This is a genomic window from Salipiger pallidus, from assembly GCF_014643635.1.
Lineage (GTDB): Bacteria > Pseudomonadota > Alphaproteobacteria > Rhodobacterales > Rhodobacteraceae > Salipiger > Salipiger pallidus.
In genome coordinates this window covers 303,603-317,024 of sequence record NZ_BMJV01000002.1, presented here as the reverse complement: position 1 = coordinate 317,024, position 13,422 = coordinate 303,603, and the positions used below count along the sequence as shown (strand labels likewise).

General features: G+C 61.9%; 10 protein-coding genes and 1 pseudogene. 1 reads left to right on the top strand and 10 read right to left on the bottom strand.

The genetic code is table 11. From position 1 onward, the window contains the following. Positions 1 to 2: 2 nt before the first annotated feature. Together IEX41_RS07245 and IEX41_RS07240 are read right to left on the bottom strand one after the other, a co-directional pair. Positions 3 to 1,775: a GMC family oxidoreductase gene (locus IEX41_RS07245; RefSeq protein WP_188789564.1), complete on the bottom strand. Its 1,773-nt coding sequence runs from the start codon at positions 1,773 to 1,775 to the stop codon at positions 3 to 5. 3 nt (positions 1,776 to 1,778) lie between these two features. Beyond that, entirely contained in the window at positions 1,779 to 2,477 is a 699-nt protein-coding gene (locus IEX41_RS07240; protein ID WP_188789563.1) for a gluconate 2-dehydrogenase subunit 3 family protein, read from the bottom strand. A 682-nt stretch (positions 2,478 to 3,159) separates the two neighbouring features. Between IEX41_RS07240 and IEX41_RS07235 the strand changes: the two are divergent. Beyond that, a pseudogene (locus IEX41_RS07235) lies at positions 3,160 to 4,090 on the top strand (integrase core domain-containing protein); the annotation flags it as partial. Positions 4,091 to 4,180: 90 nt separating this feature from the next. Here IEX41_RS07235 and lpdA read toward each other — a convergent pair. From lpdA to IEX41_RS07195, 8 genes are all read right to left on the bottom strand, one after another. Beyond that, positions 4,181 to 5,593: a dihydrolipoyl dehydrogenase gene (gene lpdA / locus IEX41_RS07230; protein ID WP_188789562.1), complete on the bottom strand. Its 1,413-nt coding sequence runs from the start codon at positions 5,591 to 5,593 to the stop codon at positions 4,181 to 4,183. Continuing rightward, on the bottom strand, positions 5,590 to 7,059 hold the full coding sequence (locus tag IEX41_RS07225; protein ID WP_188789561.1) for an NAD-dependent succinate-semialdehyde dehydrogenase: 1,470 nt from the start codon (positions 7,057 to 7,059) through the stop codon (positions 5,590 to 5,592). Before IEX41_RS07225 ends, lpdA begins: the two co-directional genes overlap by 4 nt. Further along, the gene (locus tag IEX41_RS07220) at positions 7,056 to 7,853 is read right to left on the bottom strand and encodes a shikimate dehydrogenase family protein (protein ID WP_188789560.1); all 798 of its coding nucleotides are present in this window, start codon (positions 7,851 to 7,853) and stop codon (positions 7,056 to 7,058) included. Before IEX41_RS07220 ends, IEX41_RS07225 begins: the two co-directional genes overlap by 4 nt. Position 7,854: 1 nt before the next feature. Then, positions 7,855 to 9,096, bottom strand: a complete 1,242-nt coding sequence (locus IEX41_RS07215) for a pyruvate dehydrogenase complex dihydrolipoamide acetyltransferase (protein ID WP_188789559.1) — start codon at positions 9,094 to 9,096, stop codon at positions 7,855 to 7,857. An 11-nt stretch (positions 9,097 to 9,107) separates the two neighbouring features. After that, positions 9,108 to 11,309, bottom strand: a complete 2,202-nt coding sequence (locus tag IEX41_RS07210; protein WP_188789558.1) for an alpha-ketoacid dehydrogenase subunit alpha/beta — start codon at positions 11,307 to 11,309, stop codon at positions 9,108 to 9,110. A 12-nt stretch (positions 11,310 to 11,321) separates the two neighbouring features. Next, positions 11,322 to 12,098: an SDR family NAD(P)-dependent oxidoreductase gene (locus tag IEX41_RS07205; protein WP_188789557.1), complete on the bottom strand. Its 777-nt coding sequence runs from the start codon at positions 12,096 to 12,098 to the stop codon at positions 11,322 to 11,324. Between the two features lie 81 nt (positions 12,099 to 12,179). Then, positions 12,180 to 12,920, bottom strand: a complete 741-nt coding sequence (locus tag IEX41_RS07200; RefSeq protein WP_188789556.1) for an SDR family NAD(P)-dependent oxidoreductase — start codon at positions 12,918 to 12,920, stop codon at positions 12,180 to 12,182. Further along, complete coding sequence (locus IEX41_RS07195; RefSeq protein ID WP_229672985.1) at positions 12,917 to 13,381, bottom strand: VOC family protein; 465 nt, start codon at positions 13,379 to 13,381, stop codon at positions 12,917 to 12,919. The genes IEX41_RS07200 and IEX41_RS07195 overlap by 4 nt, the downstream gene beginning before the upstream one ends. Positions 13,382 to 13,422: the final 41 nt, after the last annotated feature.

Here is a 13,422-nt window from a genome sequence, read left to right as displayed (position 1 = left end):
CCTCAAACCAGCGGACGGGGGTTGGACAGGTACTGGGTGCGGATCGCGTTCACGGTGTGATACGCAAGGCCGCCCACGAGGCCGGTCGGGTTGTACTGGGTGTTCTGCACGAAGTTGCCCGCCCCCATGACGAAGACGTTGTGCTTGTCCCAAGCCTGGCTGTAGCGGTTGACCGACCCTTCACGCGCATTCGTGGACATGATGTGTCCGCCAGTGTTGTGCGTGGTCTGGTAGGGACGCACGTCATATTGCGCGCCAGGCCCTTTGAAACCGGACTGCATGAGGTCGGGGTTCATGGAGGCGGCCAGCGGCTCCATCTTCGACTTCATGTACTGGTTCATCCGCAGGTCGTTGTCCTGCCAGTTGAACGTCATCCGCATCAGCGGACGCCCGTGGCGGTCCGTGTAGGTGGGGTCGAGGTCGAGGTGGTTGTTGGCATAGGCCATGTGCGAGCCGTGCGAGCCGATCGACATGGAGTGGCCGTACCACTTCTTGATGCCTTCCTTCCAGCCGGCACCCCACGCGGGCGTGCCGCTTGGCAGGCGCATGGAACGGATCGGCTGACCGTTGAAGGTGCCCGACCGCCAGTAGCTGCCGCCGATAAAGCCTAGCGCACCAAAGTCGTTCTGGTTGATGGCGAAATCGTCAAGCGCGATGCCGTTGGCGCCGTGGCCGACGAACGGGTTGAACTGCTCGTCCTCGAAGAACATCGAAACGCCGCCGTTCATCTGGTAAGCGTAGTTCTTGCCCAGAACGCCCTCACCGGTGACCGGATCATAGACCGGGCCGCCGATCCCCGACAGCAGCATCAGGTGAACGTTGTTCAGCTGATAGCTCGACAGGATGACGATGTCGGCGGGCTGGAAGACCTCTTCCTGCGCTTCTTCGTCCCAGTAGGTGACGCCGGTGGCGGTCTGGCCGTCGGGGGCGGTCTCGATCTTCAGCACCTCGGAATTGGTGCGGTATTCGAAGTTCGGGTACTGCTTCAGCGCGCCAAGGATCGCCGTCTGCGGCGAAGATTTGGAGTACTGGTAGCAGCCGAACCGCTCGCAGAAACCGCAGAAGTTGCACGGCCCCATCTGCATCCCGTAGGGGTTCGTGTACGAGGTCGAGGCGATGCCCGCGGATGCGGTGAACGGGTGGTAGCCCATGGCCGAGGCCGCTTCGCCGAACTTCGCGCTGTCAAAGGTCGGCTTGTGGGCCGGCATCGGGAATTCTTCGGAACGCCAGCCTTCGAACGGGTTGCCACCTTCCTGGATTTCGCCGTTCAGGTTGCCTGCCTTGCCTGCGATACCCGCGACCTTCTCGAACTGGGTGAAGAACGGCTCGAGTTCGTCGTAAGACACCGGGTAGTCACCGATGGTCATGCCTTCGGGGATGATGTCCTCACCCCAGTTTTCAGTCACGTAGGAGCGCAGGCGCAGCTCTTCGGGCATGGGGCGCCAGTTGAGGCCGTTCCAGTGGGTGCCCGCGCCGCCGACGCCGTTGCCCGGCAGGAACGAGCCAAGCGAGCGGTAGGGCAGCGCCGTCTCGTCGCCGCTGCGGCGCACAGTCAGGGTCTGCTGCGACGGCTTTTGCATCATCTTGACGCGCACGCCGTATTTCAGCTCGTCGATCTGCTGGGGGTATTCGAAGTTCGGAACGGTGTTCTGATCATGGCCGCGTTCAAGCGCAACGATGTCGAGGCCTTCCTGCGCCAGCTCGATGCCCGCGATGGAGCCGGTCCATCCGAGGCCGACGATGACGACGTCTTTTTTCGGTTCGGTTCTTGCCATGGATCAGGCCCTCTCGCCCGAGATCGACACGGGGCCGAGCGGGTATTCGATGTTGTGACGCTCGGGCCATTCACGGTACGCGGCGCGCGCGCCGGGGAAGCCAATGTAGACCCAGGACTGCATCCCTGCGTTGCCGCCGTATTGCGGATCCGCGAAGTAGCCTTCCTTGGTGTTCGACAGCAGCAGGGACCAGAAGTCACGGACCTCGGGGGCCAGCGCCACGTCGCCGTTGGACAGCGAGGTCAGCGCGGCATCCTGCCGTTCTTCGTCAAGCTCGGCAAAGCCGGCACCATGGGTGTCCTGGCACCACGCGTCGAAGACGGGGATTGCCTGGCGATACACTTCGGCGGGGTTGAGGGGGGTCTGCCAGCCGCGGTTCGGCTCGGCATCGGCATCGTGGGGGCCTTCCATGTACCAGTCGTCCGCGGTGCCGTAGTCACTGGCAAGCTGGCGGTCGATGAAGACCGGAACGCGGGTTTCGATGGCACCGGGGCCATCGCCCTCGGACGGGATAAGCCGCGCGGTCGCGGCCATGATGAAGGCCCATTCGGCCTCGTTCAGATATTCGGTCTGGTACTCGTCGAGCGAGACGGGAGCCTCGGTCTGTGCCTCTGCAGAGGCGGCAATTCCGGTAAGAGCAAAGCCTGCGGCGGAGCCCTTGAGGAAGTTGCGGCGGCTCGGATACCCGGGGAGATCGGTCATTCGCAATGTCCTGCCTGCAAGGTGGGATGATTGTGTACAAATGAGTACACTGGCGCTGCGCTAGTCCCTTGGCCCCCGGGGCGCAAGGAGCCAAAACCTGAAAGCGGCTTTGTCATGCACCGAGCGCATGGCTGCCCGACGCCAGCCACATGATCACGGTTTTGCGACATCTTGCCGCTGCGTCACACGAACACTTGCCAAAGCCAACATATACAGGCGCTGCACCACGTCCGACAGCTTTTCAAAAGAGTGCCTGATGCCAGTTGCGGCATCCCGAGGCCCGGCAGCAGCGCGAACAAACGGTTGTGATCACGTAAGCGCCAACTCCCTCCCTTTGCGGGATCACCTCCAGCCGCTCACAATCATAGGATTAGACAAAACGACTCAGGCCTTCCGCTGGCCGCAGCCGGCTCCCCCGCTCTGGACGCTTCGCTGTTCAGTCCCCGCCTTCTGATGGATCCGATCGACGATGAATCTGTCCGGCTCCAAAGTCGTTGCCTTGCAGACATATTCGTGTGGCGTGAGGCCTCTGATCGCCGTCAGCCTAAGGGAGAATTTACAGGCAGCCATGAAGTCCGCGAGGTGGGTGCAAAGCTGAACATGAATGTCGTAGTGGGAGTGACCTGCCACGGGATTCTTCGTCCACCGCGGTTTAGGGCCCGCTCCAACTTGAAGATGGTCAATGAAGCGAACAAGATTCACGGACGAGCAGATCATCCATTGCCCGGCAGGCGCATTCCCAGAATGCTGCCGGGAAGGAGCATCTTGGCCGAGCACGAGGCAGGCGCGAAGTGCGCGGACCTGTGCCGCAAACACGGTATGTCGGACGGAACCTTCTATAACTGGAAGGCCAAATTCGGTGACATGACGGTATCGGAGGCGGAGCGGCTGAAGACGCTTAAGGGTGACAAAGCCAAGCTAAAAAAGCTGCTGGCCGAGCAAATGCTCGATCTCGCCGCGATGAAGGAACTGGTTTCAAAAAAGTGGTGACGCCTGCTGTGAAACGAGAGGTGTTCGTGCACCTGAAGGCCCGGTTCGGGTTCTCAGAGCGGCGGGCGTACCGGATTGCCGGCGCGGATCGCAAGGCAGGGCTGACGGTGCGCAAGCGAAAGGCCCGACGCAAGTCTATCGCGACGCGAGCCCCGATCCTGGTCGAGGCGCGTCCCAATGCGCGCTGGTCGCTCGATTTGGTCCATGACCAGTTCGCCAACGGCCAGCGCTTTCGGGAGCTCACGTGGTCGACGATGTTACCCAAGAGTGCCTCGCGGCGATCCCGGACACCTCGCACTCGGGGCGCCGAGTGGCGCCTGAATTGACGGCCCTGATCGAGGGTCGCGGAAAGCCGGGGATGATCGTCTCTGACAACGCCACCCAAATGACCAGTAACGCAATCTTAACCTTTGCTGCCGCGCACCGGATCGAGTGGCACTACATCGCGCCGGGCAAGCCAGCGCAGATGGGTTTCGTAGAGAGCTTCAAAGCCCCTTCCGCGATGATCTGCTCAATGGCGAGGTCTTACCACGTTACGCGAGTCCCAGATCCTGATTGAACGGTGGCGGGGCCACTACAACTGGCTCAGCCCACCCAGCGCTTTGGGACACCGGCCGCCGGCCCCCAAGAGCATCGTCCCCGATAGAACAAAGGCCGACCATGCACTAACGTCCAAGCTGTACCACGCGATGGGGCACTCCACGCTCATCCCCTCAAATATGCAGCGCCCGGCCATAAGCCGCGAGCACGGATTCATGCATCATTTCCGACATTGTCGGGTGCGGGAAGACCGTGTTCATCAGCTCTTCTTCCGTGGTCTCAAGCGTCCGCCCGATCACGTAGCCCTGGATCATTTCCGTCACTTCGGCCCCCACCATATGCGCGCCCAGAAGCTCGCCCGTCTTGGCGTCGAACACGGTTTTCACCAGACCATCGGTCTCGCCCATCGCGACCGCTTTGCCGTTACCGATAAAGGGAAATTTGCCGACCTTGATCTCGTAACCCGCCTCTTTCGCCTTGTCTTCCGTGAGCCCCACAGAGGCCACTTGCGGATGACAATAGGTGCAGCCCGCGATCGAATTCGGCTTTATCGGGTGCGGATGTTGACCGGCGATCAGCTCCGCGACCATGACGCCCTCGTGGGATGCCTTGTGTGCCAGCCAAGGCGCGCCCGCGAGGTCGCCGATGGCGAACAACCCGTCGACGCCCGTGCGGCAGAACTCGTCGGTCACGACATGCGTGCGGTCGATTTTGACGCCCGCCTCCTCGAGGCCAAGACCCTCGACATTGCCGACGATGCCGACTGCCGAAATCACCGTGTCGAACTCTTCCGTGGTGACTTTTCCGGCCGCTTCAAAATGCGCCGTCACTTTGCCTTTTGCCCGGTCGAGTTTCTTGACCGTGGTCTTTTGCAGGATCTTCATCCCCTGCTGTTCAAACTGCTTTTTGGCGAAGGCGGAGATGTCTTTATCCTCGATCGGAAGCACGCTATCCATTGCTTCGACGACCGTCGTGTCGGCACCTAGCGTGTTGTAGAAACTCGCGAATTCAATGCCAATGGCGCCCGAACCGATGACCAGCAACTTCTTGGGCATCCGCGTCGGTACCAACGCGTGGCGGTAGGTCCAGACCAGATCACCGTCGGCCTCCAGCCCCGGCAGCTCGCGGGCACGCGCGCCGGTGGCGAAGATGATGTTCTTGGCGGTCAGCGTGACAGTTTCGCTCTCCAGCCCCGGGTTGGTTTTGACCTCGACCTTGCCTTGCCCGGCCAGCTTGGCCTCCCCCATGATCGCGGTGACTTTGTTCTTTTTGAACAAGCCCTTGATGCCGCCGTTCATCTGCGCCGCAACGCCGCGCGACCGCTTGACGATGGCGTCGAGATCGAAGGACGCGCCCTCGACCGAGAGGCCGAACTCCTTGACGCGGTGAATCTGGTGATAAACCTCGGCAGAGCGCAACAACGCCTTGGTCGGAATGCAGCCCCAGTTCAGGCAAACCCCACCGAGGTTCTCGCGTTCGACACAGGCGACCTTAAGGCCAAGCTGCGCCGCACGAATGGCGGCCACATAGCCGCCAGGGCCGGCGCCAATGACGATGAGGTCGAAGTTCTGATCCGCCCCGCTCATGCGATGCTTCCCAAACACACGTATTTCAACTCAAGGAAATCTTCGATGCCATGACGCGAGCCTTCGCGGCCCAAGCCCGACATTTTGACCCCACCGAAAGGCGCTTCAGCGGTGGAGATCAGCCCGGTGTTGACCCCGACCATGCCGTATTCCAGGCCTTCCGAGACCCGGAAAATCCGCGCCACATCCTGAGCGTAGAAATAGGAGGCAAGGCCGAATTCTGTGTCATTGGCAGCTTGGATCGCCTCTGCCTCCTCCGTGAAGCGGAACAGCGGTGCGACGGGACCAAAGGTCTCTTCGCGCGCGACCGCCATCTCGGAGGTCACATCGGCCAAAACCGTCGGCTCATAGAAAGTGCCGCCCAGACCATGGGGTTTACCGCCCGCAAGCACCCGCCCGCCTTTTTCCACCACGTCGGTCACGTGGTTTTGCACTTTTTCAAGTGCGCTCTCGTCGATCAGTGGGCCAAGTTCGACTCCGCTCTCCATACCGTTGCCGGTGCGCAGCCGCGAAACTGCCTTGACGAGTTTCTCGGCGAAGGCATCGTAAACCCCGTCCTGCACATAGATGCGATTGGCGCAGACACAGGTCTGGCCATTGTTACGGAATTTCGCGATCACAGCGCCTTCGACAGCGGCGTCGAGATCGGCATCATCGAAGACGATAAATGGCGCATTGCCACCAAGTTCCAGCCCGAGCTTCTTGATCGTCGAAGCTGATTGCGCGTAGAGCATCGCGCCAATCTCTGTAGAGCCGGTAAAGGTCAGTTTGCGCACCACCGGGTTCTCGGTCATTTCGGCACCGATCTGCGCGGCAGAGCCGGTGATGACGCTGAAAAGGCCCTTGGGAAGCCCGGCACGTTCGGCCAGAACCGCCAAAGCGATGGCGGAATAAGGCGTTTGCGACGCAGGTTTCAACACCATGCCACAGCCCGCAGCAAAGGCAGGTCCGGCCTTGCGGGTGATCATCGCGTTCGGGAAATTCCACGGCGTGATGGCGGCGACAACACCGATGGGTTGCTTCATCACGAGAATGCGCTTGTCGGGCTGATGGCCGGGAATGGTCTCGCCGTAGACCCGGCGGGCTTCTTCGGCGAACCACTCGACAAAGCTCGCGCCATAAGTGATCTCGCCTGCGGCTTCCGTCAAAGGTTTGCCCTGTTCCAGCGTCAGGATCTGCGCCAGAGCTTCGCGATGCGCCATCATCAGATCGAACCATGTGCGCAGCACAGTGGCGCGGTCTTTCGCGGTGCGCGCAGCCCAAGTCTTTTGCGCCTCTTCGGCCGCCTTAACGGCCTTGGCCACTTCTGCGCGGCCCAGTTTCGGGACGTATCCGATCAGCGAGCCGTCAGCGGGGTTACGCACGGCAATGCCGGTATTTGGGTCAGCCTCGATCCAGTCTCCGGCAACCAGATTAGCATCGCGCAAAAGCCCAGTGGCGCGCAGATCTCGCAAACTCAAACTCATTGTTGTTCCTCCTCCTGCGTCAGAAACCTCAGCATTTCCGTCAACTGGGCCTCCAACATGTGATGACCCGGATGGATCGACAGCCCACGCGCCTCGGCAGAGTGCAAAAGCGGCGTGATCTCCGGCTGCATGATGACCTCGGCGACCAATGTGCCGGGGTCGAGTGTGTTGGGATCGAAGGGCAGAGCATCCTCGGGCTTGAGCCCCAACGAGGTGCCGTTGATCGCGATATCATGCCCGGCAGGGTCCGTGGCTGCGGCGAAGTCCACATCGGAAAAATGCGCCGCCAGCCGTGCGATCAGGGCCTCCGCTTTCGCAACAGAGCGATTTGCAACGGTCAGCGCCGCAATGCCACGTTCTGCAAGAGCAAAGGCGATGGCACTCGCTGCGCCGCCAGCGCCTGCAAGGAACACCCGCTTGCCAGAAAGCGTCACACCCGCCTGTTCCAGACCGCGTACAAAGCCTTCGCCGTCAAGGATATCGCCATATAGCGACCCGTCCGACCTGCGCCTGATGACATTGACGCTTTGCGCCGCCGCCGCCCGCGCGCTCAGCCCATCGCAGAGCGCAGGCACAGCGGTTTTGTGCGGAACGGTGACCACGGCGCCAGCGAAATTGCGCGCGCCAGCGAGGCCTTTGAGCATCGGTTCGAGTGCTGCAGACGGTACCTCCAGCGGGACCAGAACTGCGTCCACGCCCCCGGCCTCGAACCGCGCATTGAGCGCCTGCGGCGTGCGCACATGGGTGACCGGATCGGCGAGGATCGCCAGCGTTTTGGTGTGGCCTGTGATCATGTTACACCAACAGGCTCATCGGGCTCTCGATGCCCTTTTTGAAGGCTGCGAGCCACTGCGCGCCCACAGCGCCATCGACGGTGCGGTGATCGACCGAAAGCGTCACGCTCATGACAGGCGCCAGCACGATCTGATCGCCGCGTCCGACAGGGCGTTTTTCGGCGGCTCCGACGGCCAAGATGCAGCTCTGCGGCGGGTTGATGATGGCTGAGAAGCTTTTGACCCCATACATACCGAGGTTCGAGAGCGAGAAGCCGCCACCTTGGTATTCGTCGGGCTTAAGACGGCCCTCCCGCGCCTTGCCAGCCAGTGCTTTCATCTCCGAAGACAGCGTGCCGAGGCTCTTTTGATCCGCATTGCGCAGGACCGGTGTGATAAGGCCACCATCGGTTGCGACCGCCACGGAAATGTCGATGGATTTGAGCCGCAATACGGCCTCATCGGTCCAAATCGCATTGGCGGCGGGCACTTTGGCCAGCGCATTGGCGACGGCTTTTATGATGAAATCATTGACCGAGATCCGGTCCGCCTTTTCACGGCCCTCGTTGATTTGGGCACGGAGCGCCATGAGCGCTTCGATGTCACAATCGGCCTCAAGGTAGAAATGCGGCACGGTGGTTTTGGACTCGAGCAACCGCCGCGCGATGGTGCGCCGCATGCCGGTGTGAGGGAGGGCCTCATAGTCACCAATGTCCGCGAGCTCGGGCCCAGAAGCGGCGGCGACAGGGCTTACAGCCACGGGAGCGACAGCCCCGGCCTCGACGGCGCGTTCCACATCGATGCGCACGATGCGACCGCGCGGGCCGGACCCGGAAAGCCTCGAAAGATCGACATCTTTCTGGGCCGCGATCCGGCGGGCGAGTGGCGAGGCCGCGATCTTGTCGGAGGATTCCGCAATTGGGGTCGCTTCCGCTTTCGGAGTCTCAACAGGAGCTTCGGTTTTCGCTTCTGTGGCTGGCGCAGCGTCCCCCGGCGAATAGCCGTCCAGCACGGAGGCGTCTTCACCCTCCAACAACAAAACCGCGATGACCGCATTCACATCGGCGCGCTCGCCAGCTGGGGTGAGGATCTTGCCCAACACCCCGTCTGTGTCGGCCTCAAATTCCATTGTCGCCTTGTCAGTTTCCACCTCGGCCAATGGGTCGCCCGCCTTCACGGCCTCGCCTTCGGCCTTGAGCCAATTGGCGATCACCGCGTCTTCCATTCCGGCGGAGAGCGAGGGCAATATGATTTCCTTGGGCATGGTGTCTCTCCTTATTCGGGTGCCTCTGCCGCGAGTGGCAGACCCTGATCGGCCATGACCTCGCGCAGGCCAGTTTCGATGTCTTGCGGACGCGCGCAGGCCGCCGCCTCCAAGACTTTGGAAATGCTGGGCGAGGCCTCGGAGCCAAGCACCCGTTTGATCGGCTGATCGAGGAAGTCGAAACAACGACGCTGGATCTCATCAGAAAGCCAGCCGCCATAGGAGGTGCCAGAGGCGCCCTGTTCGACGATCAACACATTGCCGGTTTTCTCGATGGAGGCCTCAATGGTCTCCCAATCGAGCCCGGCACGGTCGAGGCTGCGCAGGTCGATGATCTCGGCGTCAATACCCAGGCGCTCCACCACCTCGTGGGTCTTTTTGACCATGGCGAGATAGGTCAGGACGGTGACGCGGGCGCCTTCGCGGACAACTTTGGCCTTGCCCAGCGGGATCATGTAGTCGAGATCATCGGCCGAGCCGACGCCCTTCGAGGCGTACAGATCGACGTGTTCGATCACCAGAACCGGGTCCTCACATTGAAGCGCCGCATTCATCAGCCCGACGTAATCGTAGGGCGTCGAGGGCGCGACGATCCGCCAGCCTGGCGCGGTCGCAAAGATGCCCGCAGGATCCATCGAGTGCTGCGAGCCATAGCCTGTGCCCATAGCGATTTTCGTACGCATCACCAGAGGCATGGCATTCTCGCCGCCGAACATGTGACGCGCCTTGCCGATCTGGTTGAACACCTGATCCGCTGCAACCCACATAAAATCTGGGTACATGAATTCGATCACTGGCCGCACGCGCCCGTCAGCGGCCATGCCTGCTGCGAGCCCCGTGAAGGCGTTTTCGGCAATCGGGGTGCCGAGGCAACGATCCGGAAACTTGTCCGACAGCCCTTTGGTGGCGCCATTGGTGCCGCCTTTGAGCCGGTGCACATCCTCGCCCATGACGACGACGCGCTCGTCCGTCTCCATCCGGCGCATCATCACATCGGCCACGGCATCGATGAATTTCACGTTGTCCTTGAGCGTGCCGGAAAACGCTTCCTGCTCCTCGAAACGCGCACCGTCGAATTCCGACAGATCGCCACGCAGACCGAAATCCCGAAAGCTTTCTTCGGGCCAGAGCGCCGGTTTGATGCGGTGTTTGCCGTCGACCTCTTCGATCAGCTCGTCCGCGATCCCTTCCATCATTTGCTGCGCCTGATTGCGCAGCTCCTCAACGGCCTGCGCACCGATGATCTGACGTTCCATCAGGTCGCGCGCCATGGCGTCGAGCGGATCGCGGCCTTGCCATTCCAGCTCTTCTTCCTTCGTGCGATAGCCGAAAGCCGAGCCCGGCAGCGCGCCGTTTTGGTGGAAATAGCGGTATACATCGGCCTCGATCACCACCGGGCCTTCGCCTGCGCGCATGATCTTGTTGGCTTCCTCGGAGGCCAGATACACGGACAGCGTATCCATGCCGTCCACCTTCAGCGCCGGAATGCCAAAGGCCAGACCGCGCGCCGAAAGCCGCGTCTCTGCAGTGACTTCCTCGACATGGGTGGAGACGGCGTAGCGGTTGTTTTCAATGAAGAAACAGATCGGCAATTTCCATGCTGCGGCGATATTCATCGTCTCCAGCACAGAGCCAATGTTGACTGCACCATCGCCAAAATAGGTGTAGACGACATCGCCCGTGCCCGCCTGTTTGTGCGCCCAAGCCGCGCCCGCCGCCATGGGCACACCGCCGCCGACGATCGCATTGGTGCCAAGATTGCCACTTTCGGCCCAACGCAGGTGCATGGACCCACCGCGCCCTTGGCAAAAGCCCTCAGACAGCCCGAGAATTTCCGATAGGGTGCGTTTCGACAGATGCCGCAGCGTCTCGCCGAAGCTCTTTTCCGGGTCGATCCCTTCGGGTGCCGCATAGGCCAGAGCCTTGGCGAGGAACTGGTGGTGCGCACGGTGCGAGCCGTTGACCTGATCAGAACCACGCATCGCCATCGCTGAGCCGACGGCGCCGCCTTCCTGACCAATCGCAGAGTGCGCAGGCCCGTGCACAAGCCCCTGCCCTGCAAGGTCCAGAACCTTTTCCTCGAACGCGCGAATGAGGTGCAATTGGCTCAGCATGGTCCGCCCGACGGTGGGGTCAAGCTCGGTGCGATCCTCTTTGGAGGCTTTGATGTCACGCCAGAAGGCTTTCGGCGTCAGATCGGCATAGATCGGCATGTGAGATGTCCTTTACAAATAGCTGTAGGAGGACCAGCCACCATCGGCGACCAGCGTTTGACCGGTCACATAGGCGGAGGCGTCCGAAGCGAGAAACAGGGAGGCGGAGGCGATTTCCTCGGGCGTGCCGAGCCGTCCCGCGGGCACCCGCGCGTTGAGAGAGGCAAGGTCCAAGCGGCCTTGCGCAGCGAGCGTTTCGGTCAGCGCGGTCCGCACGTAACCGGGCGCGATGGCGTTGACGCGGATGTTGCGGTCAGCCCATTCGATGGCCAGCACCTTTGTGAGCGCCACGACGCCAGCCTTGGCGGCGCAATAGGCGGCACGTTCCGGGGCGGCGACAACACCATACATGGAGGCAGTATTGACGATGCTGCCGCCACCTTGTTCGGCCATGACACGACCCGCGGCCTGGGCCACGAAAAACGCACCGTTGAGATTTATGTCGATGCCCCGACGCCACGTGGTTTCGTCCAATTCAAGAGACGGCCCGTTGCCGGAGATGCCCGCGTTGTTCATCACCACATCGAGCCGCCCGCCGAAAGCCACCGCCACCTCGCAAGCCGCTTCGACCGCGCCCGTGTCGGTGATCGAGCCCGCAAGTGCCGTGACCTGTCCGGGGTGATCCGCGTTCAGCGCATGCTCGGCCTCCCGCACGCCGTCCTCGTCCAGATCGAAAAGGACGGTCTTGGCACCCGCGCCCACGAAAGCGCGCGCCATGGCGAGGCCGAGCCCGGAAGCAGCGCCTGTCACCAGCGCGGTACGTCCGGTGAAATCGAACGTGGTGGTCATGATAATTCTCCTCCGGTCCCGGAAACGCCCTCCTCGGGTCGCCGGGTTGAAAACAGTCAGTTTTTAGCGTGGTGTGCTGGCTCAGCTCATATAGAGGCCGCCGTTGACGTGAATGGTTTCGCCGTTCACAAAACTTGCCGCTTCGCTGCAAAGGAAGGCGATGACGGAGGCGATCTCGGACGCTTGTCCGGTCCGTCCCATCGGCGTGTGCCTGAGCGTGTCGTCGCCCCGTGTCGCGATCAGATCGCGGGTCATTGGCGTGTCGATCACGCCAGGCGCCACGACGTTGACCCGCGTTTTCGGCGCCAACTCATTGGCCAGCGCGCGGCTCATGGCGCCAATGGCCCCTTTCGAGGCACCATAATGCGCGTTGGTCTTGGCGCCGCGATGGGCGGCGAGCGAGCTCAGGTTGACGATGGACGATCCGGCTTTCAAATGGTCGACCGCGCGGCGGCTGAGGTAGAAGACGCCATCGAGATTGATGGAGAGGGTGCGGCGCCACTGGTCATCCGTCATTTCGGCGAAAGGCTCCGCCATGTAGATGCCGGCGGAGGGCACGAGAAAGTCGATGCCACCGAGGTTGGTCGCGACTGCGACGATCCGATCCGCGTCGTCGGGATTGGCCGCATCCACGGCGAGGGTTTCAATCGTGCCGCCTTTCGGAGAGGTCAACGTGGCGGCAAATTCAGCCAGCGCGGCACCATCGACATCGGCCAGCACCAGATTGGCGCCTGCCGCGTGAAAGAGCTCGGCCACGGCGCGGCCGATGCCACCATTGGCGCCGGTGAGAACCAGCGTGCGGTTGGTGAAATCGAACATCATGCCGACCCCTCCGCAAGGTCTGTGCGATACGCGGTGATGTCGGCATATTCGACGATCTCGACGATATGCCCCTCAGGGTCGCGCAGGAAGGCGAGGAAGGTGCCGGGCCGGACTTCGACTGGCTCTTTGCCCGTCATCAAAGTACCGCCTGCCGCGACCACGCGGGCCACGACGGCGCGCAGATCGTCGACGATGAAGGTCAGGTATGTCGCTTCGTGGCGGTCCAGAACGTGGTCCGTTGCTGCGGGGCGCTCGGCCGGAGCGATCTCCGGCGCGAGCAATTTGATCCGTTCCCCCCAAGGCGTTTGCAGCCGCACAACGCGGTAAGCGCCCCGGCTCAAGGCCGCGACCTCCGCTTTTTCGGCGGGGACGGTCACATCGGCCATGATCTCAAGGCCGAACGCCTGTTGGTAAAACTCAAGCATCTTGGGCAGATCGCGTACGGTCAGCCCCATTTCCATTGGTGCCGTCATGTTCATTGCAGATGTCATCACGCGTTCTC